The following is a 25299-nucleotide window of genomic DNA, read 5'->3' on the forward strand; positions in this document are numbered from 1 at the left end:
AAGTGCCTCCTCTCATTATCTTCTAGTTTTCTTATCGTCAGCATCATGACCTTTATACGTACGAGTTGGTGCGAATTCACCTAACTTGTGGCCTACCATGTCTTCAGTAACATATACAGGTACATGTTTACGACCGTCATATACAGCGATTGTGTGACCGATGAACTGAGGGAAGATCGTTGAACGACGAGACCAAGTTTTAACAACTTGCTTTTGCTCAGTTTCATTTAGCTTTGCAATTTTACTCATTAAATGATCATCGACAAATGGTCCTTTTTTCAAGCTACGAGCCATTTTGGTGCCTCCCTTCGTGATTGCCGTACGGTTCTCAAAGTGAACCGTACTACAATCCCATTATTTTTTACGACGACGAACGATGAATTTGTCAGACGCTTTGTTTTTCTTACGAGTTTTGAATCCAAGAGTTGGTTTACCCCATGGAGACATTGGAGACTTACGTCCAATTGGTGAACGTCCTTCACCACCACCGTGTGGGTGATCAACTGGGTTCATTACAGAACCACGAACAGTTGGGCGCTTACCTAACCAGCGAGAGCGACCAGCTTTACCGATCTTGATAAGTTCGTGTGACTCGTTACCAACTTGACCTACAGTTGCACGGCAAGCAGATAATACAAGACGCACTTCACCAGAAGTTAAACGTACAAGAACGTATTTACCTTCTTTACCAAGTACTTGTGCAGATGTACCAGCAGAACGAACTAATTGTCCACCACGACCTGGTTTAAGCTCGATGTTATGAACAACAGTACCTACTGGAATGTTGATTAATGGTAATGCGTTACCAATTTTAATGTCAGCTTCAGCGCCAGACATAATTTCCATACCTACTTCTAAGTTCTTAGGAGCAAGAATGTAACGTTTTTCACCGTCAACGTAGTTAATTAATGCGATATTCGCAGAGCGGTTTGGATCGTATTCGATCGTAGCAACGCGTCCTGGAATTCCATCTTTGTTACGTTTGAAGTCGATGATACGGTATTGACGCTTATGTCCGCCACCTTGATGACGTACAGTGATTTTACCTTGGTTATTACGACCAGCCTTTTTGCTTAAAGGAGCAAGTAAAGACTTTTCGGGTCTGTCAGTCGTGATTTCAGCGAAATCATTCGTAGTCATGTTACGACGACCGTTAGTAGTTGGATTATACTTTTTAATTCCCATCTCAATTTCCCTCCTTCTTTAGTAAGAATTAAACGCCTTGGAAGATTTCGATTTCTTTGCTGTCAGCAGTTAGCTTAACGATTGCTTTACGACGACGGCTAGTAAAACCAGCGTGACGACCAACGCGTTTTGCTTTCGGCTTGTAGTTCATGATGTTCACTTTTTCTACTTTAACACCAAAGATCGCTTCTAGAGCATCTTTAACTTCTGTTTTATTAGATTTAACGTCCACATCGAACGTGTATTTTTTTTCAGCCATCATTTCCATAGAACGTTCAGTGATAACTGGGCGCTTAATGATATCACGAGGATCTCTCATTATGCAAGCACCTCCTCTACTTTTTCCACTGCCGCTTTTGTCATGATTAGCTTATCATGATGAAGCACGTCTAAAACGTTTACGCCATCAGCAGTGATTACTGTTACTCCAGGGATATTGCGAGCAGATAACTCTACAGATTCGTTTGCATCAGCAGTTACGATAAGAGCTTTCTTCTCAACAGTTAATCCTTTAAGTACTGCTAGCATATCTTTTGTTTTTGGTGCATTTAACACTAGGTCTTCAAGAACTACAATGTTGTTCTCAACTACTTTAGTAGCTAATGCAGATTTGATTGCTAAACGACGAACTTTCTTAGGAAGTTTGTACGCATAGCTTCTTGGTGTAGGTCCGAATACCGTACCACCACCACGCCATTGAGGAGAGCGGATAGACCCTTGACGAGCACGTCCAGTTCCTTTTTGACGCCATGGTTTACGACCACCACCGCGAACTTCAGAGCGAGTTTTTACTTTGTGTGTACCTTGACGTAAAGATGCACGTTGCATCATTACAGCTTCGAAAAGTACAGCTTCATTTGGTTCGATACCGAAAATAGCTTCAGCTAATTCGATTTCACCAACCTGTGAACCAGTTTGGTTATATACAGTAACTTTTGGCATTGGAATTCCTCCTTCCTATTGTGAATTATTTGCTAACCTTCACAGCGCCTTGAACAACTACAAGAGATTTCTTAGCACCTGGAACGTTACCTTTTACTAGTAATAAGTTGCGCTCAGTGTCAACTTGAATGATTTCTAAGTTTTGGATAGTAACTTGGTCTCCACCCATACGTCCAGCAAGTTTTTTGCCTTTGAATACACGGTTCGGAGCAACTGGGCCCATTGAACCTGGACGACGGTGATAGCGAGAACCATGAGACATAGGTCCGCGAGATTGTCCGTGGCGTTTGATAACACCTTGGAAACCTTTACCTTTAGAAATTCCTGTTACATCAACGATTTCACCTGTAGCGAATACGTCAACTTTTACCTCTTGACCAACCTCTAATCCGTCCACGTCTGCATCGCGGATTTCGCGAATGAAGCGCTTAGGAGTTGTAGATGCTTTAGCAGTGTGGCCTTGTTCAGGTTTGTTAGTTAACTTTTCACGCTTATCTTCAAATCCTAACTGAATTGCGTTGTAGCCATCAGTTTCAGTTGTTTTCTTTTGAAGAACAACGTTTGGATTAGCAGCGATAACTGTTACTGGGATTAACTCACCGTTCTCAGCAAATACTTGAGTCATACCGATCTTTCTTCCTAAGATTCCTTTGGTCATGAGTTACACCTCCTACATTTTTAAGTTATATAAATTATAGTTTGATTTCGATATCTACACCAGATGGTAAGTCTAAACGCATTAATGAATCTACTGTTTGTGGAGTAGGACTCACGATGTCGATTAGACGTTTGTGCGTGCGCATTTCGAATTGCTCACGAGAATCTTTGTACTTATGAACAGCACGAAGAATTGTGTAAACAGTTTTTTCAGTTGGTAATGGGATCGGACCAGAAACTGTTGCCCCAGAACGCTTAGCTGTTTCTACAATTTTCTCAGCTGACTGATCAAGAATACGGTGATCGTAAGCTTTTAAACGGATACGAATTTTTTCTTTTGCCATTATTTTCCCTCCTTCGTTCGCCTATTTCTAAAATAGACCTTCTCCATGGAAATTTCCTCACACCATGCCATGGCAAAGCGGCCGGGTGTGTCAGCAACCTTCCACTTCATCGCAGTCAAAGACCAACATTGTCTATTATACAATGTTATTCGTCTAGATGCAAGCATCTTTTTGTTTGCATCTGCTTTTCTCTACTTTTGCTATTATACATGGCACTTTAAAGAATTTCAAGTTTTCATCTAGCAGAATTCATTTTACAGTTTCTGGATTTCGGTTTTAATGATTTCACATTATTATAGAAGAAACTCGTCAAAACATGAAACAATCATTTTGTTCATTATATAAATGCAAACAAAAACCCCAAGGGAAAATCCCTCGGGGTTTTTTATATCAGTTAAGATTACTCAACGATAGTAGCAACTACGCCGTAACCTACTGTACGTCCACCTTCACGAATAGAGAATTTAGTTCCCTCTTCGATAGCGATTGGAGCGATAAGTTCGATAGTCATTTCTACGTTGTCACCAGGCATTACCATTTCAGTACCTTCTGGTAATTGGATGATACCAGTTACGTCAGTTGTACGGAAGTAGAACTGTGGACGGTAGTTAGCGAAGAATGGAGTGTGACGTCCACCTTCTTCTTTAGATAATACGAAAACTTCAGCTTTGAATTTAGCGTGAGCTTTTACAGAACCGCTTTTTGCAAGTACTTGTCCACGTTGGATGTCTTCACGAGCAACCCCACGAAGTAAAGCACCGATGTTGTCACCAGCTTGAGCTTGGTCAAGAAGTTTACGGAACATTTCTACACCAGTTACAGTTGTAGAAGCATTTTCTTCAGCAAGACCGATGATTTCTACAACGTCACCAACTTTAACGATACCGCGCTCAACACGACCAGTAGCAACTGTACCACGACCTGTGATAGAGAATACATCCTCTACAGGCATTAAGAATGGTTTGTCAGTTTCACGTTCTGGAGTTGGGATGTAAGCATCAACTTCAGCCATTAATTCAATGATTTTTGCTTCCCAATCAGCTTCTCCTTGAAGAGCTTTAAGAGCAGAACCTTTGATTACAGGAATGTCATCGCCTGGGAATCCGTATTCAGATAATAGGTCGCGAACTTCCATTTCTACTAATTCTAATAATTCTTCGTCGTCTACCATGTCGCATTTGTTTAAGAATACAACGATGTAAGGTACACCTACTTGACGAGAAAGAAGGATGTGCTCACGAGTTTGAGGCATTGGGCCATCAGCAGCAGATACTACTAAGATACCGCCGTCCATTTGAGCAGCACCAGTGATCATGTTTTTAACATAGTCAGCGTGACCTGGGCAGTCAACGTGTGCATAGTGACGAGTTTCAGTTTCGTACTCAACGTGTGCAGTTGAGATTGTGATACCGCGCTCTCTTTCTTCTGGAGCAGCATCGATTTGATCGTATCCGCGTGCTTCAGCACCACCAGCTTTTGCAAGTACTGTAGTGATCGCAGCAGTTAATGTAGTTTTACCATGGTCAACGTGGCCGATTGTACCGATGTTAACATGGGGTTTAGAACGTTCGAATTTAGCTTTAGCCATTCTAAATTCCTCCTTAGTTTATATAGGTTATTTTATATTTAGGCTAGAAAGCGAAACTTGCGTCCCACTTTCTAAGCTTACATAAGTAGTTATACGTGAAGAATCGATAAAAATCAATTATTCACCTTTATTTTTTTTGATAATTTCTTCAGAAACAGACTTTGGTACTTCTTCATAGTGATCAAACACCATAGAGAATGTTCCGCGTCCTTGAGTGTTAGAACGTAATGACGTTGCATAACCGAACATTTCAGAAAGTGGAACCATAGCGCGAACAACTTGAGCGTTACCGCGAGCTTCCATACCTTCTACACGTCCACGACGAGATGTTACGTCACCCATAATGTCACCCATGTACTCTTCAGGAATTACAACTTCAACTTTCATCATTGGCTCAAGAATTACTGGGTTACATTTAGAAACCGCAGCTTTAAGTGCCATAGATGCAGCGATTTTGAACGCCATCTCAGATGAATCGACATCATGGTAAGATCCGTCAACTAATGCAGCTTTAATGTCTACTACTGGATATCCAGCAAGTACACCATTTTTAAGTGCATCTTCAAGACCTGCGCCTACAGCTGGGATGTATTCACGTGGAACAACACCACCGACGATCTTGTTTTCGAATTCGAATCCTTTACCTTCTTCATTAGGTTCAAACTCAATCCAAACGTGACCGAATTGTCCACGTCCACCAGATTGACGAGCGAACTTACCTTCAACTTTCGCAGCAGAGCGGAAAGTCTCACGGTATGCTACCTGAGGAGCACCAACGTTTGCTTCAACTTTGAACTCACGGCGCATACGGTCAACGATGATATCAAGGTGAAGTTCACCCATACCAGCGATGATTGTTTGGCCAGTTTCTTGGTCAGTGTGAGCACGGAATGTTGGATCTTCTTCAGAAAGCTTAGATAATGCTGTACCCATTTTATCTTGGTCAGCTTTTGATTTTGGTTCGATAGCTACAGAGATAACTGGCTCTGGGAATTCCATAGACTCAAGGATAACAAGGCTCTTCTCGTCACAAAGAGTATCACCAGTAGTAGTATCTTTTAAACCTACAGCAGCAGCGATATCACCAGCGTAAACTGTTGAGATCTCTTCACGGCTGTTAGCGTGCATTTGTAGGATACGACCTACACGCTCACGCTTACCTTTAGTTGAGTTTTTCACGTATGATCCAGAGTTTAACACACCAGAGTACACACGGAAGAATGTTAACTTACCAACATAAGGGTCAGTCATGATTTTGAATGCTAGAGCTGAGAAAGGCTCTTCATCGCTAGACTTACGTTCTACTTCTTCATCTGTATCCGGAAGAGTACCTTTGATTGCAGGTACATCTAATGGAGATGGTAGGTAGTCGATAACTGCGTCTAACAGAATTTGAACACCTTTGTTTTTGAATGCAGAACCACAGATTACTGGGAAGAATTCTACAGAAGTTGTAGCCTTACGGATACCAGCTTTAAGCTCTTCTACAGTGATTTCTTCACCTTCTAGGTACTTCATCATCATTTCTTCATCAAGCTCAGCTACCGCTTCAATAAGTTTTCCACGGTATTCTTCAGCTAGTTCTTTATGCTCTTCAGGAATTTCAACACGTTGAATGTCTGTTCCTAAATCGTTACCGTACATGTAAGCACATTCTTCAACAAGATCAATGATACCATTGAACTCATCTTCAGCACCGATTGGTAACTGAATTGGGTGTGCGTTTGCTTGTAAACGATCGTGGATTGTTCCTACAGAGTATAAGAAATCTGCACCGATTTTATCCATTTTGTTAACGAATACGATACGAGGTACGCCGTAAGTAGTAGCCTGACGCCAAACAGTTTCTGTTTGTGGTTCTACACCAGATTGTGCATCAAGTACTGCTACTGCGCCATCAAGTACGCGTAAAGAACGTTCTACTTCTACTGTGAAATCTACGTGACCTGGAGTGTCAATGATGTTTACACGGTGACCTTTCCATTGTGCTGTAGTTGCAGCAGAAGTAATTGTGATACCACGCTCTTGCTCTTGCTCCATCCAGTCCATCTGAGATGCACCTTCGTGAGTTTCACCGATTTTGTGAATACGTCCTGTGTAGTACAGAATACGCTCAGTAGCTGTTGTTTTACCAGCATCGATGTGAGCCATGATACCAATATTACGAGTGTTTTCTAAAGAGAACTCTCTTGCCATTTGGTGTCTTGCTCCTTCCATATATGGATTGGATTTTTTATTTTAAGTAGCAAAAAAGCCACTTTATATTGTTACACATGTCAGTATGTCCAGTACCCTCATTATGTAAAACGAGCGCCCAACGAAAGGGAGAGGCATTCTCCCTCTCCACACTTCCATAAGCGACAAATAAAGCGGTTTATGCTTACATTTATTTTACGTTGAATCCTACCAACGGTAATGAGCAAATGCTTTGTTAGCTTCTGCCATTTTATGAGTGTCTTCACGTTTCTTAACAGATGCACCAGCGTTGTTAGCTGCATCTAAGATTTCGTTAGCAAGACGCTCTTCCATAGTTTTTTCACCACGAAGACGAGCGTAGTTTACTAACCAACGAAGACCTAAAGTTGTACGGCGTTCTGGACGAACCTCAACTGGAACTTGGTAGTTAGCACCACCAACACGACGAGCGCGTACTTCAAGAACAGGCATAATGTTCTTAAGAGCTTGCTCGAATACTTCCATTGGCTCTTTACCAGTACGTTCGCTTACGATATCGAACGCATTATAAAGAATTGTTTGAGATTTACCTTTTTTACCGTCAACCATCATTTTGTTGATAAGGCGTGTTACTAGCTTCGAATTGTACATTGGATCTGGTAACACGTCACGTTTTGCAACAGGTCCTTTACGAGGCATATTGAGTTCCTCCTTTCATTAAAAAGTTATTATTTCTTAGCCGCTTTAGGCTTTTTAGTACCGTATTTAGAACGGCCTTGCATACGCTTGTCAACACCAGCTGTATCAAGCGCACCACGAACGATGTGGTAACGTACCCCTGGTAAGTCTTTTACACGACCACCGCGAATTAATACTACGCTGTGCTCTTGTAAGTTGTGACCAATACCTGGGATGTATGCTGTTACCTCAATACCATTTGTTAAACGAACACGAGCATATTTACGTAACGCTGAGTTAGGTTTCTTTGGAGTCATTGTACCAACACGAGTACATACACCACGTTTTTGAGGTGCAGAGATATCAGTTGATTTTTTCTTTAAAGAGTTAAAACCTTTGTTTAACGCAGGTGATTTAGATTTCCATACTTTATCAGTACGACCATTTCTCACTAATTGGTTAATAGTAGGCATTTGATTATCCTCCCTTCGCATGTTTGTATGACCACATATCCAGGTGGTTCATTATTAGTTGAAAACAAAGTTTTTGCAAGGGAGAGCAAATGCTCTCTCCTCACAAAAACAGTTTTAACTTATTATTCCTATTGCTGAAGCTCCCACTTGAATCCCCGCAACTTTTCCAAGTTTACGAACTGATTCAACTTTGGTTATGGGTATGTTATGTTGCAATGCAGTGCGAATGATAACATGGGTTAACCGCATATCAGCATCTTCTGCAATGACAACTTCTTTAACTATACCATTTTTGATTGCTTCCAATGTACGTTTATGACCAACGACTACATTTTCAGCATTTGACACTTTTTGATAAGACATATAAATATCCTCCAAAGCATCGTTCAGGAGCAACCTTGCTTATAGTAACATTTTGACTCATACAATGTCAACTAGGATTAACTGTTTTTATACAAAATTTACGACGGAAAATTTTACTGTTCCACATAAACTTCATCGTTTTCTACATTCATGTCATCTTGTGTTGTTTTAACAAGATCCACTTTGCGATAACGATTCATACCTGTTCCAGCAGGAACAAGTTTACCGATAATAACATTTTCTTTCAATCCTAGAAGCTCATCGCGTTTACCCTTAATCGCTGCATCAGTTAAGACACGAGTTGTTTCTTGGAACGATGCTGCAGATAAGAATGAATCTGTTTCAAGTGAAGCTTTTGTAATACCAAGTAGAACTGGTCTAGCTGTTGCTGGTTGTTTACCTTGCAGTAACACCTTCGCATTCGCATCAGTAAACTGATGGATATCTAGTAATGTTCCTGGTAATACATCTGTTTCACCTGCATCACTCACACGTACTTTACGTAACATTTGGCGTACCATTACTTCTACGTGTTTGTCACCAATTTCTACCCCTTGCATACGGTATACTTTTTGAACTTCACGTAATAAGTATTCTTGAACTGCCGTAATGTCCGTTACTTTTAGTAATTCTTTCGGATCGATAGAACCTTCTGTTAACTCTTTACCGTGGCTAATTTTCTGTCCTGGAATTACTTTCAGACGAGCACCGTAAGGAATAGCATACGTACGAGCTTCAACTTCACCCTGTACAACTACTTCTTGGCGATCTTTAACATCGTTGATCGCTGCGATAACACCGTCGATTTCACTGATAACAGCCTGACCTTTCGGATTACGAGCTTCGAAGATCTCTTGGATACGAGGTAAACCTTGAGTGATATCATCTCCGGCAACCCCACCTGTATGGAACGTACGCATCGTTAACTGTGTACCTGGCTCACCGATAGATTGAGCTGCGATAATACCTACCGCTTCCCCTACTTCTACGTCTGTTCCAGTTGCTAAGTTACGACCGTAACACTTCTTACATACACCATGGCGAGTGTTACACGTAAACGCTGAACGAATGTTTACAGTTTCAACACCCGAATTTTCAACGATATGAGCGATATCTTCAGTAATTAATTGATTTTCAGCAACTAATACTTCACCTGTTTCAGGATGTTTTACAGTTTTTCTTGCAAAACGTCCAACAAGACGATCATATAATGACTCAATAACTTCATTACCCTCTTTAATCGCACCAATTAATAAACCGCGATCTGTTCCACAATCATCTTCACGAACGATTACATCTTGTGCAACGTCAACAAGACGACGTGTTAAGTAACCAGAATCGGCAGTTTTCAGTGCTGTATCGGCAAGACCTTTACGCGCACCATGCGTAGAGATGAAGTACTCAAGTACTGTTAAACCTTCACGGAAACTTGATTTGATTGGAAGTTCGATGATACGACCAGATGGATTGGCCATCAGACCACGCATACCAGCAAGCTGAGTAAAGTTCGATGCGTTACCACGGGCACCGGAATCACTCATCATGAAGATTGGGTTGCGTTTATTCAAGGACTTCATCAGTTTTCCTTGGATAACATCTTTTGCATTACTCCAAATAGAGATAACGCGATCGTAACGTTCTTCTTCCGTGATTAAACCGCGACGGAATTGTTTAATTACATTATCTACTTTTGCTTGTGCTTCGTGGAGAATTTCATCTTTTTCACCTAATACAAGAATGTCAGATACCCCAACTGTAATACCAGCTTTTGTAGAGTACTTGAATCCTAAGTTTTTCATACGGTCAAGCATGCGAGACGTTTCTGTAATTTTGAAACGTTTAAACACTTCCGCAATGATGTTACCAAGGATTTTCTTGCTGAATGGCGCCACTTCTTCGCGACTAGCAATAATCTCTTTAATGTTCGCACCTTTTTCAACGAAATATTTCGCTGGTGTTTCTTTTTCAAGGTTTGAATTTGTTGGTTCATTAATATAAGGGAACGACTCTGGTAAGATTTCGTTAAATATTAATTTACCAACTGTTGTTAATAGAAGCATACTCTTCTGCTCTTCAGTAAATGTTGCGTTGTTTACTGCGCTTGCAGCTACTGCAACACGTGTATGAAGATGTACATATCCATTTTGGTATGCAAGTAATGCTTCGTTCGCATCTTTGAAGACCATACCTTCACCGATTGCACCTTCACGCTCAAGTGTTAAGTAGTAGTTACCTAATACCATATCCTGAGATGGAGTAACAACTGGTTTACCGTCTTTCGGGTTCAAGATGTTTTGTGCCGCTAACATAAGAAGACGAGCTTCTGCTTGTGCTTCTGATGATAAAGGTACGTGAACGGCCATTTGGTCACCGTCAAAGTCCGCGTTGTATGCAGTACATACAAGTGGGTGAAGACGGATTGCGCGACCTTCTACTAATGTAGGTTCAAACGCCTGAATACCAAGACGGTGAAGTGTTGGTGCGCGGTTTAGAAGTACTGGATGTTCTTTAATCACAGATTCTAAAACGTCCCAAACTTCAGGTTGTACACGCTCGATTTTACGTTTCGCACTCTTAATGTTGTGTGCTAATCCTTTTTCAACTAACTCTTTCATTACGAAAGGTTTGAACAATTCAAGCGCCATCTCTTTCGGTAATCCACATTGATACATCTTTAAGTTCGGTCCTACAACGATTACAGAACGACCAGAGTAGTCAACACGTTTACCTAATAAGTTTTGACGGAAACGTCCTTGTTTACCTTTAAGCATGTGAGATAGTGATTTTAATGGACGGTTACCTGGTCCAGTAACTGGACGGCCACGACGACCATTATCGATTAATGCGTCTACAGCTTCTTGTAACATACGTTTTTCGTTTTGAACGATAATGCTTGGTGCACCTAAGTCCAATAGACGTTTTAAACGGTTGTTACGGTTAATTACACGACGGTATAAGTCGTTTAAGTCAGAAGTAGCAAAACGTCCACCATCTAACTGTACCATTGGGCGTAGTTCTGGTGGGATTACTGGTAGAACATCTAAGATCATCCAAGATGGCTCATTTCCAGAGTTACGGAATGCTTCTAATACTTCTAGACGTTTAATAGCACGAGTACGGCGTTGTCCTTGTGCTGTTTTTAATTCTTCTTTTAAGAAGTCTACTTCTTTATCTAAATCGATGTCTTGTAATAGCTTTTTAATCGCTTCTGCACCCATAGCAGCTTGGAATGTGCTACCATATCGATCACGATATGCACGGTATTCTTTTTCAGAAAGTAATTGCTTCTTATCAAGTGGTGTATCTCCACTTTCTGTTACAACATAAGAAGCGAAATAAATTACTTCTTCAAGCGCGCGAGGGGACATGTCTAAGACAAGTCCCATGCGGCTCGGGATACCTTTGAAATACCAAATATGAGATACAGGAGCAGCTAATTCGATATGACCCATACGTTCACGACGTACTTTCGCACGCGTTACTTCAACACCACATCGATCACAAACTACACCTTTATAACGTACACGTTTGTATTTTCCGCAATGACATTCCCAGTCCTTTTGTGGTCCGAAAATACGCTCACAGAACAAGCCATCTTTTTCAGGCTTTAACGTACGATAGTTAATTGTTTCTGGTTTCTTAACTTCACCGTATGACCAAGAACGAATCTTGTCAGGTGAAGCAAGTCCAATCTTCATATATTCAAAGTTATTTACATCTATCAAGGGGCCTACCTCCCTTTTAGTCTACAGGTTATCCCAATTATTCCTTAGTTGTCTCAACTTCGACATTCAATTTGTCTGCTGATTGATGATCATCGTCATCTTCCGTATCACGCATTTCAATTTCTGTATCGTCGCTAGACATCATTTTAACGTCCATACCTAAACTTTGCAGCTCTTTAATCAATACTTTGAATGATTCAGGAACGCCTGGTTCTGGAACATTTTCGCCTTTAACAATTGCTTCATACGTCTTAACACGTCCAACAACATCATCAGACTTCACTGTTAAGATTTCTTGAAGAGTATAAGCAGCACCGTAAGCTTCAAGTGCCCAAACCTCCATCTCACCGAAACGCTGTCCACCGAACTGAGCTTTACCTCCAAGAGGCTGCTGCGTTACAAGTGAGTATGGTCCAGTAGAACGAGCATGAAGTTTATCGTCAACCATGTGCGCAAGTTTGATCATATACATGACACCAACAGATACACGGTTATCGAATGGTTCACCAGTACGTCCGTCATACAGGATTGTTTTCGCGTCATTTGCCATACCAGCTTCTTCAATTGTGCCCCAAACATCTTCCTCACGAGCACCATCGAATACTGGTGTTGCAATGTGAATGCCAAGGTATCTTGCTGCCATACCAAGATGAAGCTCTAATACCTGACCGATATTCATACGAGATGGTACCCCTAATGGGTTTAACATGATATCGATTGGCGTACCGTCTGGTAAGTAAGGCATATCTTCTTCTGGTAAAATACGAGAGATAACACCTTTGTTACCGTGACGTCCGGCCATCTTGTCACCTTCAGAGATTTTACGTTTTTGAACGATATATGCACGCACAAGTTGATTCACGCCTGGTGGCAATTCGTCGCCATCTTCACGGTTGAATACTTTTACGTCTAAGATAATACCGCCACCACCGTGTGGTACACGTAGTGATGTATCACGTACTTCACGCGCTTTTTCTCCAAAGATAGCATGTAATAGACGTTCTTCAGCTGTTAATTCTGTTACACCTTTAGGTGTTACTTTACCAACAAGTAAATCTCCATCTTTTACTTCCGCACCAACGCGAATGATACCGCGCTCGTCAAGGTTACGTAATGCATCTTCCCCAACGTTTGGAATATCACGTGTGATTTCTTCTGGTCCAAGCTTCGTATCACGAGCTTCTGACTCATATTCTTCAATATGAATAGAAGTATACACATCATCTTTTACAAGGCGCTCACTCATAATGATCGCATCCTCGTAGTTATAACCGTCCCAAGTCATGAAGCCAACAAGCACGTTACGTCCAAGTGCTAGTTCACCTAATTCCATAGAAGGACCATCCGCAAGGATTTCACCTTTTACAACTTCATTTCCAACACTTACGATTGGACGTTGGTTGTAGCAAGTTCCTTGGTTAGAACGAATGAATTTTTGCATTTTGTAGCGATCTAAGTCGCCTTTTACTGTTTGACCGTCAACTTCTACATAGCGACGTACCCAAACTTCACGTGCTTCTACGCGCTCAACAATACCAGGGTGTTTACAGATTACTGCAGCACCTGAGTCTTTTGCTGATACGTACTCCATACCTGTACCTACAATCGGTGATTCCGGATTCATTAACGGAACCGCCTGACGTTGCATGTTCGCTCCCATAAGTGCGCGGTTAGAGTCATCGTTTTCTAAGAACGGAATACAAGCTGTCGCTGCCGACACTACTTGTTTTGGTGATACATCCATGTAGTCGATGCGTTCTTTATTTGTGACAATGTTTTCACCACGGAAACGAGCTACGATATCTTCATCAAGGAATTCTCCTTCTTCAGATAATTTCATATTCGCTTGGGCTACAACATAATTATCTTCTTCATCTGCTGTTAAATAATCAACATGCCCTGTTACAAGACCAGTTTCTGGGTCAACACGACGGTATGGTGTTTCAATGAAACCAAACTCATTTACTTTCGCGAATGAAGATAATGAGTTAATCAAACCGATGTTTGGTCCCTCTGGTGTTTCAATCGGACACATACGACCATAGTGAGAGTAGTGAACGTCACGTACTTCAAAGCCTGCGCGCTCACGCGTTAAACCACCAGGTCCTAATGCAGATAGTCTTCGTTTGTGAGTTAACTCTGCTAATGGGTTTGTTTGGTCCATGAACTGAGATAACTGAGAACTTCCGAAGAACTCTTTAATAGATGCAATAACAGGACGAATATTAATTAATGCCTGTGGTGTAATTGCATTTGTATCTTGGATCGACATTCTCTCACGAACAACACGTTCCATACGAGAAAGACCGATACGGAATTGATTTTGTAATAGTTCTCCAACAGAACGCAGACGACGGTTTCCTAAGTGGTCGATATCATCTGTATCCCCTACTTTGTATAGTAGGTTGAAGAAGTAACTGATAGAAGCAAGGATATCACCTGGTGTGATGTGTTTTACATCGCGAGTAATATTTGCATTACCAATTACGTTAATTACGCGCTCGCCTTCTGACTCAGGAGCATAAATCTTAATAGATTGCAGCTCAACATCGCCTTCTACCACTCCACCCATTGGTTTCGCTGTTTTGAATCCAATGTTTTTCTCTAAGTAAGGTAAAATGCGATCAAGTGTACGACGATCTAAGATTGTTCCTTCTGCCGCTAAAATTTCACCAGTTTCTGGATCCACTAATGTTTCAGCTAAACGTTGATTAAACAATCTGTTTTTAATGTGTAACTTTTTGTTGATCTTGTAGCGACCTACATTTGCTAAATCGTAGCGCTTTGGATCAAAGAAACGAGACACAAGTAAGCTCTTAGCATTTTCTACTGTTGGTGGCTCACCAGGACGTAGACGCTCATAAATTTCAAGCAATGCTTTTTCTGTGCTATCTGTGTTGTCTTTTTCTAATGTGTTGCTTAAGTATTCGTTATCACCTAAAAGCTCGGTGATTTCTTGATCAGAGCCAAACCCTAATGCGCGTAACAAAACAGTTACAGGAAGTTTACGCGTACGGTCAATACGCACATATACAACATCCTTAGCATCTGTCTCATACTCTAACCAAGCTCCGCGGTTTGGAATTACAGTAGCAGTAAAACCACGTTTTCCGTTTTTATCCACTTTGCCACTATAGTATACGCTTGGAGAGCGAACTAACTGGGAAACGATAACACGTTCTGCACCGTTAATTACGAATGTTCCAGTCTCTGTCATGAGTGGGAAATCTCCCATGAACACATCTTGTTCTTTTACTTCACCAGTTTCCTTGTTGATTAGACGCACTTTTACACGAAGTGGTGCTGCATACGTCACATCACGCTCTTTGCATTCGTCTACAGAGTATTTAGGTTCACCTAAGCTGTAGTCGATAAATTCAAGCGATAGATTTCCCGTAAAGTCTTCAATCGGAGAAATGTCTTGGAACATTTCTCGCAAACCCTCATCAAGAAACCACTGATAAGAAGAGGTTTGAATTTCGATAAGATTTGGTAACTCTAATACTTCACTAATACGGGCATAACTTCTTCGTTGGCGGTGGCGTCCGTATTGAACTAGTTGACCTGTCAACTGCTTCACCCCTCAAATCATGAGTATTATAAATGCACAAAAAAATTTGTGCAAAATCACAAATAAATACAACTACTGCTATTTAGCGTAGTCTTTTTCTCTTAAAGATAAATACGTTGAGTCTTTCTACCTGTTCAAAAAAGAAAAATGGCTTCTATAAGAAAACCATCATTCTGTTTCATAATCTGCTGATTTTACTATCTTTTCCAAGAGAAACAAAAATATACATCTTTCTCAACGCAGAAAATCATATATTGGCATTGTATAATGTTAACATAGCCAAAAATAACCGTCAACGTTTTTTTGATTTTATGATATAATATCCTTTTTTCTTTTCTACAACTTCGACTTCAGAAAATACTTCTTCTAGTTTCTTCAGCGCAGATGGTGCACCTTGTTTCTTTTGAATAACAATCCACAACTCCCCACCTGGAACTAAATGTTCTATAGCTTTTTCTAAAATCTCATGCACGATATCTTTACCTGCACGAATTGGAGGATTAGATAGAATAGCAGCATACATACCATCTACATTTTCATAGACGCTACTTTGAAAAATGTGCACATTTCCAATTCTATTGTTAGCGGCATTTTCTTTCGCAAGCTCAAGTGCCCTTTCATTCACATCCACCATGTGAACTTTACGGTCTTGAAACTCTTTCGCCAACGATAAACCAATTGGTCCATATCCACAACCTACGTCTAATATGTCACCTTTAATATCTGGCACTTGAAACGCTTCAATTAAAAGACGAGAACCAAAGTCCACTTCGTTTTTCGAGAACACCCCACGGTCAGATAAGAAAGTAAATTGAGATCCACGAAGCGTAAATTCCCATCGCTTACGATCACTTTTACTAGAAGGGTCATTAGAAAAATAATGGTCTGCCATATGGCCACCTCTTTTCTTTACAGTTAAAAAAAAAGCTCGCATGAGAGCGAGCTTTTTTTAAAGCATCAAAAGTTAATTACTTAACTTCTACAGCAGCGCCAACTTCTTCAAGTTTAGCTTTGATTTCTTCAGCTTCTTCTTTAGCAGCAGCTTCTTTGATTACTTTTGGAGTGTTGTCAACTAATTCTTTAGCTTCTTTTAAGCCAAGACCAGTGATTTCACGAACAACTTTGATAACTTTAATTTTTTGTGCACCAGCGCTAGTTAGTTCCACATCAAATTCAGTTTTCTCAGCAGCAGCTTCTCCAGCGCCACCAGCAACAGCTACAGGAGCAGCAGCAGTTACGCCGAATTCTTCCTCGATAGCTTTTACTAAGTCGTTAAGTTCTAATACAGTCATAGATTTAACTGCTTCAATGATTTGTTCTTTAGTCATTGTAAATATCCTCCCTTAAATAGGTTTGTATTGTTTTATCGATAATACGTAATTATCTTTTAAAAAATTAAGCGCCTTGCTCTTCCTTTTGGTCTGCAACTGCTTTAGTAGCAAGTGCAAGGTTACGGATTGGAGCTTGAAGAACGCTAAGAAGCATAGAAAGTAAGCCTTCACGTGATGGAAGAGTAGCGATAGCTTTAACCTCATCAAGTGTTACAAGTTTACCTTCGATTACGCCTGCTTTAATTTCTAAAGCTTCATGATCTTTAGCGAAGTCGTTTAATACTTTCGCAGGAGCAACTACATCCTCGTTACTGAACGCGATTGCGTTTGGTCCTGTTAAGAATTCATTTAACTCAGCCATTTCAGCAGATTCTGCAGCACGACGAGTTAGAGAGTTTTTGTAAACTTTGAACTCAACGCCAGCTTCACGTAATTGCTTACGTAATTCTGTTGCTTCAGAAACTGTTAAACCACGGTAGTCAACAACGATTGTAGATTTACTAGCGCGAAGTTTGTCCGCGATTTCAGTTACAACTTGTTGTTTAGTTTCGATTACTTTGCTCATGTTATTACACCTCCTGTAGATTATATAGAAGATGTACCGAAAGTGCACTAAAAACCTCCATGCCCAACTTGTAGACATGGAGGCATATAGTCACAGAAAAAAATTCCGCTTCGTATATTAACACCTAGGTAGGAAATTAAGTCTATTGACACCTACTGTCTACGGTACACTAATTAAATTCACAACATAAATGATTATATTAAAACTTCTTTATGAAGTCAACTTCCAAAATTTACGCTAATGTAGAAACGTCTACACGTACGCCAGGTCCCATTGTAGAAGCAACTGTTACGTTCTTCATGTAAGTACCTTTTGCAGCAGCTGGCTTAACTTTTTGTAAAGTGTCAGCGATTGTTCTGAAGTTTTCTACTAATTTAGCATCTTCGAAAGATACTTTACCGATTGGAACGTGGATGTTACCAGCTTTATCAACGCGGTATTCAACTTTACCAGCTTTGATTTCGTTAACAGCTTTAGTTACATCGAAAGTAACTGTTCCAGTTTTAGGGTTTGGCATTAAACCTTTAGGTCCTAATACGCGACCAAGTTTACCAACTTCACCCATCATGTCAGGAGTTGCTACTACTACATCGAAATCGAACCAACCTTGTTGGATTTTACCGATGTAATCAGCATCGCCTACGAAGTCAGCTCCAGCAGCTTCAGCTTCTTTAGCTTTTTCACCTTTAGCGAACACTAATACACGTTGTACTTTACCAGTACCGTGTGGAAGAACAACTGCACCACGGATTTGTTGGTCAGCTTTCTTAGGGTCAACACCTAAACGGAATGCAGCTTCTACAGTTGCATCAAATTTAGCTGTGTTTGTTTTCTTTACTAATTCTACTGCTTCTGTTGCAGAGTAAGCAGCTGCACGATCAACAAGCTTTGCAGCTTCTACGTACTTTTTACCTCTTTTAGCCATTTTTATTTCCTCCTCGAATGTGGTTTTAGCGGAATAACCTCCCACGTTTACGCTTATTTTCAGGTATAACCTGAGGATGCGCGCCACCCATTTATTTAAAAACGATAATCATTTACGATAATAAAGGTTGCGAATTGGAATTCCAGACCCGCAACCTTTTTTAAAAAACAAATCGAATTAGTCTTCGATAACGATGCCCATACTGCGTGCAGTACCTTCAACCATACGCATTGCAGCTTCTACGCTAGCAGCGTTTAGGTCAGGCATTTTAGTTTCAGCGATTTCGCGTACTTTATCACGCTTAACAGTTGCCACTTTATTACGGTTTGGTTCACCAGAACCAGACTCAATACCAGCTACTTTCTTAAGAAGAACAGCAGCAGGAGGAGTTTTAGTAATGAAAGTGAATGAACGGTCCTCAAATACCGTAATTTCAACAGGGATGATAAGACCAGCTTGATCTGCTGTACGAGCGTTAAACTCTTTACAGAAGCCCATGATGTTAACACCTGCTTGTCCTAATGCTGGACCAACTGGTGGAGCTGGGTTAGCTTTACCTGCAGGAATTTGAAGCTTTACCATTTTAATTACCTTTTTAGCCACGAGACACACCTCCTTAAGTCCGTGATGTGGTCAATTGGACAGTGATTTGCCCTCCCACGTCATATTTTATCTCTAAGGATAAAATCTTTCAAAAAACGTCTCCGATAACGAAGACGTACTGACTTAAAAGATATTATCACTTTTTACAATTCATTTCAAGTTTCATTTTATAATTTTTCAATTTGATGGAAGTCAAGTTCAACTGGAGTCTCGCGACCAAACATGTCCACAAGCACGCTAACCTTCTTCTTCTCCACATCAATTTCTTCGATAGCACCTGTATAATCTGCGAATGGTCCCTCATTTACACGTACTGTCTCATGAAGTTCAAAGTCGAAATCAACCACTTCGTTGTCCATTCCCATATGTTTCATAATGGTAACAACTTCCTCTTCTAATAGAGGTGATGGTTTAGATCCAGAACCAGAAGAACCAACGAACCCAGTTACACCTGGCGTGTTACGTACAACATACCAAGAGTCATCAGTCATGATTAATTCTACTAATACATAACCTGGGAACACTTTTCTTTTCATTAATTTTTCTTTACCGTTTTTCATTTCTACTTCTACTTCTTCCGGGACAACAACACGGAAAATTTTATCTTGCATACCCATTGATTCTACACGTTTCTCTAGGTTTGCTTTTACTTTATTTTCATATCCAGAATAAGTATGGACAACATACCAACTTTTTTCCATTCATTTAGGACGAGCGTCCTTCCCTCCCTGACGTACATTTTTTTGCGCAAATGAAAAAACCCGTTCACCGGGCTTTTACACAGTTCTTATAAATAACATTATATCATGGATAAGTGCTTCTTATTCAAGAATTAACCAAGAATTAACCGAATTAAAGAAGAAATGCCCATATCAACTACTGCGAAGAAAATCGCAAAGAAGACAACTGTAGCGATAACAGTCGCTGTTGAACGGAGTAATTCATCTTTTTTAGGCCAACTTACTTTTTTCATTTCGCGACCTACATCGCCGAAAAAGTTCGTTAAACGCATCTACGGGACCTCCAGTGTATTATTTCAATTATTTATTTTGTTTCCTTGTGAACTGTATGCTGATTGCATGTTTTACAAAATTTCTTTATTTCAAGTCGCTCTACTGAGCTCGTATCTTTCATCGTAGAGTAGTTTCGATTTTTACACTCTTCACATGAGAGTACAACTTTTTTCCTCATTAGTTACACCAACCTTGTAACATTATGTCCCTAAAAATGTATCATACAATAAAAGACAATGTCAATGACATGCCTTTTGTACTCGCTACAAAAAGAAAACAGGTGATTTTTTACACCTGTAGCTCTTGTTATTAATTTGAAGTGGTACTCTCTCTCATTTCCATATATCGTTCCAATTTCCGCTTCACTCTCTGTAAAGCGTTATCAATAGATTTCACATGTCTATTTAACTGTTCCGAAATCTCTTGATAAGAACGACCGTCTAGATATAAAGAAAGCACTTTCCTTTCTAAATCGCTTAATAATTCAGATATTTTAGATTCTATGTCGGTATATTCTTCCTGACTTATAATCATTTCTTCAGGATCAGTTACCTTCGCTTCCGAAATAACATCTAATAATGTCCGATCAGATTCCTCGTCATAAATCGGTTTATCTAAAGACACATATGAATTTAACGGAATATGTTTTTGCCTGGTTGCTGTTTTAATAGCGGTAATAATTTGTCGAGTGATACACAGTTCAGCAAATGCTTTGAATGAAGACAGCTTGTCCTCTTTATAATCACGAATCGCTTTAAACAATCCAATCATACCTTCTTGAACAATATCTTCTCGATCGGCACCCACTAAGAAATAAGATCTCGATTTCGCGCGAACAAAGTTCTTATATTTGTGAATCAAATATTCTAGAGCGTCAGTATTACCTTTTCGAACTAACTCAACGATTGCCTCATCTTCTAAATCACGAAATGTAACGTCGCCTACACTTACGAAGCCTGCTTCCACCTTGATCCCTCCGACCGCTATTTATTTAGAAATATTATACAGTAAAAAGACAAAGAGCGTCAATGCTTCAACGCTCTCCTCTTCTTAATTTTTCTAACTTTTCTGTAATATCTTTACTAAATATCTTTCGCATAGCAGGTTGCTTTTCTTTTGTGTCTTGTGTACGCCTTCTTACTTGTTGCTCCATCGCTTGTACTTCCAACTCTAATTCCCGCGCAGATTTCCGGAGCGCACCTTGAGCAAATATAACCCATTGTTCCGTATAATCAGAAGTCGCAACATATATTTGCGTATTTATATTTCTAAGCTCAATTGCAAGTTGCTCTATCTTTTCATCTGCAGTTTGATTCTTCCTCGTGAATATAACTTCCACACGTGATTGTTTCATCTTTTTTTCAATACCGTGGACTGTATAAGCATCAAAAACGATCATTACCTTTGTACCTGTGTAACCTTGGTAATCCGCCATCTTATCAATCAGTGCATCTCTTGATGATTGCAAATCTACATCCCGTAGTTTTTTCAAGTCTCCCCAAGCTCCAATAATGTTGTAACCGTCAACGATTAAAATATCGTTCATTTTTTATTTACCAATTTCGTTACGTTTACGATATACCTCATACATTAACAAACTTGCGGCCACTGAAGCATTTAAGGATGTAACTTTACCAACCATCGGTAAAGTAATTAAGAAATCACATTTTTCACCAATAATACGACTCATACCTTTTCCTTCACTTCCAATTACTAATCCAATTGGCATTTTACCATCTAAATTACGGTAATCCGTTTTTCCTTTTGCATCTGTACCAGCAATCCAAAGTCCACGTTCTTTTAATTCATCGATTGTACGAGATAAATTCGTTACACGTGCAACAGGAATATATTCAATTGCCCCAGTAGATGCTTTCGCAACTGATGCAGTAAGTCCCACAGCTCTTCTTTTCGGAATTATAATTCCATGAGCTCCTGTCGCGTCCGCAGTACGCATAATAGAACCGAGGTTATGCGGGTCTTCAATTTCATCTAAAATTAAGAAGAACGGATCTTCATTGCGCTTCTCTGCTACTTTGAATAGATCTTCTAGCTCAGCATATTGATATGCGGCCACTTGAGCAATTACACCTTGATGGTTCCCCTCAACTAATTGATCTAACTTCTTTTTTGGTGCATGTTGCAAAATAATTTTATTTTCTTTCGCTAGTGCTAGTACAATTTGTACTTGTCCTTTGGCAGCACCTTCTGCGATCCAAATTTTATTAATATCTCTCCCTGATCGTAACGCTTCAATTACAGGGTTACGTCCGATAATATATTCACTACTCATGATGATGTGCCCCCTTCCTTTTCTTCTAGAACAGCAATTGCCTTATATATAATTTCGTCTAATCTTTCACGATTATTTAATAAGTGATGATAGCCAATTAACGCTTCAAAGGCTGTACTATGTCGATATGTTTGTACATCTGTATTTTTCGGAACAGTACCTGAATTTGCATTACGCCCTCTTCTTAGTACTGCCTCTTCTTCCTCAGTTAAAAACGCTGTCTCTAATAAATGATAAACAACTTTCGCCTGTGCTTTTGCCGAAACAAAGCTTGTCCCTAATCGATGCAACTGATTAGGACGAACCTTCCCTTTTTGAAGTAGGTGATAGCGGATATATTGTTCATATACCGCATCACCCATATATGCTAACGCTAAGCTGTTTAATTGCTTTGCATCAATCATTCTTATCCTCTTTTCCATCTTGTACCTTGAGCGGTATCTTCTAAAATAATATTACGATCTTTTAAATCATCGCGAATTTGATCTGATAATGCAAAATCACGATTTTTACGAGCTTCAATACGTTTTTGAATAAGCGCTTCAATTTCTTCATCTAGTAACTCTTCTTGCGCTAATTCTAACCCTAGAATATCAAATAATGTTTCAAGTTGTTTTACGTATGCTTCAATTACCACTGTAGACGTATGTTCTTCCAGTAAATATTGATTTGCATGATTTGCTACATTATATAACTCAGTGATTGCATTGGCAGTATTGAAGTCATCATTCATCGCTTCTTCAAATGCAGTTTGGAATTTTTTCAGGTCAGCTAACCACTTCTCATCATGATCTGTTAAATCCGTACTACTTTCCATACGGTGTTTTAAATTACCGTAAGCTGTTTTAATTCTTTCCAGTCCGTTATTTGTGCTTCGTAATAACTCTTCACTGAAATTAATTGGGTGACGGTAGTGTACTGATAGCATAAAGAATCTAATTAACTGCGGATCATATTGCTTAATGATATCGTGAACTAAAATGAAGTTCCCAAGTGACTTAGACATTTTCTCATTATTAATATTAATATATCCATTGTGCATCCAATAACGTGCAAATGTTTTTCCTGTTAACGCCTCAGACTGCGCGATTTCATTCTCGTGATGAGGAAATGCCAAGTCTTGACCACCAGCGTGAATATCAATTGTATCCCCTAAGTATTTACGCGCCATTGCCGAGCACTCGATATGCCAGCCTGGGCGACCTTGACCCCAAGGGCTTTCCCAGAAGATTTCTCCTTCTTTCGCAGCTTTCCATAGTGCAAAATCAAGAGGGTCTTGTTTCTTTTCTCCTACTTCAATACGCGCACCGTGACGTAAGTCCGCGATCGGTTGATGTGATAACTTACCGTACCCTTCGAATTCCTTCGTTCTAAAGTACACATCCCCTTCTGATTCATATGCATATCCTTTATTCACAAGTTCTTGAATAAATTCAATAATGATATCCATATTTTCTGTTACACGCGGATGAACTGTTGCATGTTTGCAACCTAGTGCCGTTACATCTTCAAAATATGCTTCCACGAAACGGTCCGCAATTGTCGGCACATCTTCACCTAATTCATTTGCCGCTTTAATTAATTTATCATCTACGTCAGTAAAGTTAGATACATACTGCACATCGTATCCTTTATATTCTAAATAACGGCGCACTGTATCAAATACCATAGGTGGTCTTGCGTTCCCGATGTGAATATAGTTATAAACTGTAGGTCCGCATACATACATCTTTACCTTATTTTCTTCTAATGGAATAAACTCTTCCTTTTGACGTGTTAACGTATTATAAATGTGAATAGTCATTTTTATCCTTCCTTTCTACCTTTACTTCAAGTTGTTTTTTCAATTTATCAAGTTCTACTTCCATGACCTTTAATTTATCAAAAATTGGGTCTGGAAGGTCGGAATGATTCAATTCTTGACCAATCTTTACGCCATTTTGAATAACGACTCGGCCAGGTATACCTACAACTGTAGAATGTGCAGGGACTTCTTTTAATACGACAGAACCTGCTCCAATTTTAGAATTCTCTCCAACTGTAATAGAACCCAGTACTTTAGCACCTGTGGCAATTAATACATTATCCTGAATTGTAGGGTGCCTCTTTCCCTTTTCTTTACCCGTACCACCTAATGTAACTCCTTGATAGATCGTTACATTATCACCAATTTCGCACGTTTCTCCAATTACAACTCCCATTCCATGGTCAATGAAAAAACGACGACCAATTGTTGCTCCTGGATGAATCTCAATGCCAGTAAAGAAACGACTAACTTGTGAGATCCAACGTGCAATAAAGAAGAAATTCTTTTTATAAAAAGCATGTGCAATTCGATGGGCCCAAACTGCATGTAATCCAGAGTAAGTCAAAATGACTTCGAAATAACTTCTTGCCGCTGGATCCTGTTCAAAAACGACTTCAATATCTTCCCGAAGCCTCTTAAACATCGACGTTCCCTCCCCTTTATGGGCTGCTTTTTCGAGTGAACTAACTCCCTACTTATCCCCCTAAATCTTTATACACGTGGATAAAACTTATACTCATACCCAATTTTACGGTATAAAAAAAGGCGTCTCTGTCATATTGACAGAGACGCCTTATAAGCGCGGTTCCACTCTGTTTAGGCTAAAAAAAGCCTCAAACTCATCTCTGATAACGGTGTACACCGCTTCTGCTTACTTTACGTCCTAAGACGTTTCGCAAAACAATTTGCTGTTCAGCAGAAGACTCGAAGGGGCATTTCAAAAATCCGCTTATAAACCACTTCCAGCCTAAGGTGGTTCTCTCTGTAAAAAGCCTGATTTTCTACTTCTCCTTCTCGTCGCTTTTCCTTATTAGGTTTTAAGTATACTTATTATATTTCTA

The 25299-nt window shown here is 39.9% G+C and carries 27 protein-coding genes and 2 other annotated features; all 27 genes read right to left on the bottom strand.

Features of this window, described 5'->3' with window-relative positions:
* Positions 1-15 precede the first annotated feature (15 nt).
* Positions 16-294: a 30S ribosomal protein S19 gene (rpsS, locus tag ACTFR9_RS26350; RefSeq protein WP_000124453.1), complete on the bottom strand. Its 279-nt coding sequence runs from the start codon at positions 292-294 to the stop codon at positions 16-18.
* A 60-nt stretch (positions 295-354) separates the two neighbouring features.
* A complete protein-coding gene (rplB, locus tag ACTFR9_RS26355) occupies positions 355-1185 on the bottom strand; it encodes a 50S ribosomal protein L2 (protein ID WP_000511580.1) in 831 nt (276 codons plus the stop codon).
* A gap of 28 nt (positions 1186-1213) precedes the next feature.
* The gene (rplW, locus tag ACTFR9_RS26360) at positions 1214-1504 is read right to left on the bottom strand and encodes a 50S ribosomal protein L23 (RefSeq protein WP_001205558.1); all 291 of its coding nucleotides are present in this window, start codon (positions 1502-1504) and stop codon (positions 1214-1216) included.
* Positions 1504-2127, bottom strand: a complete 624-nt coding sequence (gene rplD, locus ACTFR9_RS26365) for a 50S ribosomal protein L4 (protein ID WP_001127258.1) — start codon at positions 2125-2127, stop codon at positions 1504-1506. The genes rplW and rplD overlap by 1 nt, the downstream gene beginning before the upstream one ends.
* A 25-nt stretch (positions 2128-2152) precedes the next feature.
* Positions 2153-2785: a 50S ribosomal protein L3 gene (gene rplC, locus ACTFR9_RS26370; RefSeq protein ID WP_229136861.1), complete on the bottom strand. Its 633-nt coding sequence runs from the start codon at positions 2783-2785 to the stop codon at positions 2153-2155.
* Between the two features lie 34 nt (positions 2786-2819).
* Positions 2820-3128: a 30S ribosomal protein S10 gene (gene rpsJ / locus ACTFR9_RS26375; RefSeq protein ID WP_001040596.1), complete on the bottom strand. Its 309-nt coding sequence runs from the start codon at positions 3126-3128 to the stop codon at positions 2820-2822.
* A 400-nt stretch (positions 3129-3528) separates the two neighbouring features.
* Positions 3529-4716: an elongation factor Tu gene (gene tuf, locus ACTFR9_RS26380; RefSeq protein WP_001029615.1), complete on the bottom strand. Its 1188-nt coding sequence runs from the start codon at positions 4714-4716 to the stop codon at positions 3529-3531.
* Between the two features lie 117 nt (positions 4717-4833).
* Positions 4834-6912 (bottom strand): elongation factor G, encoded by a 2079-nt coding sequence (fusA, locus tag ACTFR9_RS26385; protein ID WP_000090373.1) that lies wholly within the window; start codon positions 6910-6912, stop codon positions 4834-4836.
* A gap of 207 nt (positions 6913-7119) precedes the next feature.
* Positions 7120-7590, bottom strand: coding sequence for a 30S ribosomal protein S7 (gene rpsG, locus ACTFR9_RS26390; RefSeq protein ID WP_001137493.1), 471 nt, complete (start codon positions 7588-7590; stop codon positions 7120-7122).
* A gap of 29 nt (positions 7591-7619) precedes the next feature.
* Entirely contained in the window at positions 7620-8042 is a 423-nt protein-coding gene (rpsL, locus tag ACTFR9_RS26395; RefSeq protein WP_001142340.1) for a 30S ribosomal protein S12, read from the bottom strand.
* Positions 8043-8156: 114 nt separating this feature from the next.
* Positions 8157-8405 carry a 50S ribosomal protein L7ae-like protein gene (locus tag ACTFR9_RS26400; RefSeq protein WP_000121830.1) on the bottom strand — a complete coding sequence of 83 codons (249 nt, stop codon included), beginning with the start codon at positions 8403-8405 and terminating at the stop codon, positions 8157-8159.
* Positions 8406-8518: 113 nt separating this feature from the next.
* Complete coding sequence (gene rpoC, locus ACTFR9_RS26405; RefSeq protein WP_000567937.1) at positions 8519-12130, bottom strand: DNA-directed RNA polymerase subunit beta'; 3612 nt, start codon at positions 12128-12130, stop codon at positions 8519-8521.
* A 37-nt stretch (positions 12131-12167) separates the two neighbouring features.
* The gene (gene rpoB / locus ACTFR9_RS26410) at positions 12168-15701 is read right to left on the bottom strand and encodes a DNA-directed RNA polymerase subunit beta (RefSeq protein ID WP_000147554.1); all 3534 of its coding nucleotides are present in this window, start codon (positions 15699-15701) and stop codon (positions 12168-12170) included.
* Between the two features lie 292 nt (positions 15702-15993).
* Positions 15994-16593, bottom strand: a complete 600-nt coding sequence (locus tag ACTFR9_RS26415; RefSeq protein ID WP_000763281.1) for a class I SAM-dependent methyltransferase — start codon at positions 16591-16593, stop codon at positions 15994-15996.
* A gap of 76 nt (positions 16594-16669) precedes the next feature.
* Positions 16670-17029: a 50S ribosomal protein L7/L12 gene (rplL, locus tag ACTFR9_RS26420; protein ID WP_000159736.1), complete on the bottom strand. Its 360-nt coding sequence runs from the start codon at positions 17027-17029 to the stop codon at positions 16670-16672.
* Positions 17030-17096: 67 nt separating this feature from the next.
* Complete coding sequence (gene rplJ / locus ACTFR9_RS26425) at positions 17097-17597, bottom strand: 50S ribosomal protein L10 (protein WP_000048716.1); 501 nt, start codon at positions 17595-17597, stop codon at positions 17097-17099.
* 39 nt (positions 17598-17636) lie between these two features.
* Positions 17637-17780: a sequence feature (ribosomal protein L10 leader region), on the bottom strand.
* 49 nt (positions 17781-17829) lie between these two features.
* Complete coding sequence (rplA, locus tag ACTFR9_RS26430; protein WP_002020168.1) at positions 17830-18522, bottom strand: 50S ribosomal protein L1; 693 nt, start codon at positions 18520-18522, stop codon at positions 17830-17832.
* Positions 18523-18699: 177 nt separating this feature from the next.
* Complete coding sequence (gene rplK, locus ACTFR9_RS26435) at positions 18700-19125, bottom strand: 50S ribosomal protein L11 (protein WP_001085872.1); 426 nt, start codon at positions 19123-19125, stop codon at positions 18700-18702.
* A gap of 167 nt (positions 19126-19292) precedes the next feature.
* Positions 19293-19826 (bottom strand): transcription termination/antitermination protein NusG, encoded by a 534-nt coding sequence (gene nusG / locus ACTFR9_RS26440; RefSeq protein ID WP_000415794.1) that lies wholly within the window; start codon positions 19824-19826, stop codon positions 19293-19295.
* Between the two features lie 131 nt (positions 19827-19957).
* Positions 19958-20137, bottom strand: a complete 180-nt coding sequence (gene secE / locus ACTFR9_RS26445; RefSeq protein WP_001241321.1) for a preprotein translocase subunit SecE — start codon at positions 20135-20137, stop codon at positions 19958-19960.
* A 32-nt stretch (positions 20138-20169) separates the two neighbouring features.
* Complete coding sequence (rpmG, locus tag ACTFR9_RS26450; RefSeq protein ID WP_002070160.1) at positions 20170-20316, bottom strand: 50S ribosomal protein L33; 147 nt, start codon at positions 20314-20316, stop codon at positions 20170-20172.
* A gap of 131 nt (positions 20317-20447) precedes the next feature.
* Entirely contained in the window at positions 20448-21104 is a 657-nt protein-coding gene (locus ACTFR9_RS26455) for an RNA polymerase sporulation sigma factor SigH (protein ID WP_000387199.1), read from the bottom strand.
* 67 nt (positions 21105-21171) lie between these two features.
* The gene (locus ACTFR9_RS26460; RefSeq protein ID WP_000997883.1) at positions 21172-21684 is read right to left on the bottom strand and encodes an NYN domain-containing protein; all 513 of its coding nucleotides are present in this window, start codon (positions 21682-21684) and stop codon (positions 21172-21174) included.
* 3 nt (positions 21685-21687) lie between these two features.
* Positions 21688-22431, bottom strand: coding sequence for a 23S rRNA (guanosine(2251)-2'-O)-methyltransferase RlmB (rlmB, locus tag ACTFR9_RS26465; RefSeq protein WP_000093759.1), 744 nt, complete (start codon positions 22429-22431; stop codon positions 21688-21690).
* Positions 22428-22835, bottom strand: coding sequence for a Mini-ribonuclease 3 (locus ACTFR9_RS26470; RefSeq protein WP_000564260.1), 408 nt, complete (start codon positions 22833-22835; stop codon positions 22428-22430). Before ACTFR9_RS26470 ends, rlmB begins: the two co-directional genes overlap by 4 nt.
* A gap of 2 nt (positions 22836-22837) precedes the next feature.
* Positions 22838-24235: a cysteine--tRNA ligase gene (gene cysS / locus ACTFR9_RS26475; RefSeq protein ID WP_000152257.1), complete on the bottom strand. Its 1398-nt coding sequence runs from the start codon at positions 24233-24235 to the stop codon at positions 22838-22840.
* Positions 24216-24881 (bottom strand): serine O-acetyltransferase, encoded by a 666-nt coding sequence (gene cysE, locus ACTFR9_RS26480; protein WP_000476500.1) that lies wholly within the window; start codon positions 24879-24881, stop codon positions 24216-24218. Before cysE ends, cysS begins: the two co-directional genes overlap by 20 nt.
* 138 nt (positions 24882-25019) lie before the next feature.
* Positions 25020-25265, bottom strand: a binding site (T-box leader).
* Positions 25266-25299: the final 34 nt, after the last annotated feature.

This window comes from Bacillus cereus group sp. MYBK222-1, assembly GCF_051916425.1.
GTDB classification, from domain to species: domain Bacteria; phylum Bacillota; class Bacilli; order Bacillales; family Bacillaceae_G; genus Bacillus_A; species Bacillus_A paranthracis.

Coding starts and splice junctions, on each gene's coding strand:
- rplC (WP_229136861.1), bottom strand. CDS start 2,785: ATGACCAAAGGAATCTTAGGAAGAAAGATCGGTATGACTCAAGTATTT.
- ACTFR9_RS26400 (WP_000121830.1), bottom strand. CDS start 8,405: ATGTCTTATCAAAAAGTGTCAAATGCTGAAAATGTAGTCGTTGGTCAT.
- secE (WP_001241321.1), bottom strand. CDS start 20,137: ATGCGTTTAACGAACTTTTTCGGCGATGTAGGTCGCGAAATGAAAAAA.
- fusA (WP_000090373.1), bottom strand. CDS start 6,912: ATGGCAAGAGAGTTCTCTTTAGAAAACACTCGTAATATTGGTATCATG.
- ACTFR9_RS26470 (WP_000564260.1), bottom strand. CDS start 22,835: ATGATTGATGCAAAGCAATTAAACAGCTTAGCGTTAGCATATATGGGT.
- nusG (WP_000415794.1), bottom strand. CDS start 19,826: ATGGAAAAAAGTTGGTATGTTGTCCATACTTATTCTGGATATGAAAAT.
- ACTFR9_RS26415 (WP_000763281.1), bottom strand. CDS start 16,593: ATGGCAGACCATTATTTTTCTAATGACCCTTCTAGTAAAAGTGATCGT.
- rplW (WP_001205558.1), bottom strand. CDS start 1,504: ATGAGAGATCCTCGTGATATCATTAAGCGCCCAGTTATCACTGAACGT.
- rpsS (WP_000124453.1), bottom strand. CDS start 294: ATGGCTCGTAGCTTGAAAAAAGGACCATTTGTCGATGATCATTTAATG.
- rpsL (WP_001142340.1), bottom strand. CDS start 8,042: ATGCCTACTATTAACCAATTAGTGAGAAATGGTCGTACTGATAAAGTA.
- cysS (WP_000152257.1), bottom strand. CDS start 24,235: ATGACTATTCACATTTATAATACGTTAACACGTCAAAAGGAAGAGTTT.
- rlmB (WP_000093759.1), bottom strand. CDS start 22,431: ATGAGTAGTGAATATATTATCGGACGTAACCCTGTAATTGAAGCGTTA.
- rplA (WP_002020168.1), bottom strand. CDS start 18,522: ATGGCTAAAAGAGGTAAAAAGTACGTAGAAGCTGCAAAGCTTGTTGAT.
- ACTFR9_RS26460 (WP_000997883.1), bottom strand. CDS start 21,684: ATGAACGATATTTTAATCGTTGACGGTTACAACATTATTGGAGCTTGG.
- rpsG (WP_001137493.1), bottom strand. CDS start 7,590: ATGCCTCGTAAAGGACCTGTTGCAAAACGTGACGTGTTACCAGATCCA.
- cysE (WP_000476500.1), bottom strand. CDS start 24,881: ATGTTTAAGAGGCTTCGGGAAGATATTGAAGTCGTTTTTGAACAGGAT.
- rplB (WP_000511580.1), bottom strand. CDS start 1,185: ATGGGAATTAAAAAGTATAATCCAACTACTAACGGTCGTCGTAACATG.
- rpsJ (WP_001040596.1), bottom strand. CDS start 3,128: ATGGCAAAAGAAAAAATTCGTATCCGTTTAAAAGCTTACGATCACCGT.
- rplJ (WP_000048716.1), bottom strand. CDS start 17,597: ATGAGCAAAGTAATCGAAACTAAACAACAAGTTGTAACTGAAATCGCG.
- rpmG (WP_002070160.1), bottom strand. CDS start 20,316: ATGAGGAAAAAAGTTGTACTCTCATGTGAAGAGTGTAAAAATCGAAAC.
- tuf (WP_001029615.1), bottom strand. CDS start 4,716: ATGGCTAAAGCTAAATTCGAACGTTCTAAACCCCATGTTAACATCGGT.
- rplD (WP_001127258.1), bottom strand. CDS start 2,127: ATGCCAAAAGTTACTGTATATAACCAAACTGGTTCACAGGTTGGTGAA.
- rplL (WP_000159736.1), bottom strand. CDS start 17,029: ATGACTAAAGAACAAATCATTGAAGCAGTTAAATCTATGACTGTATTA.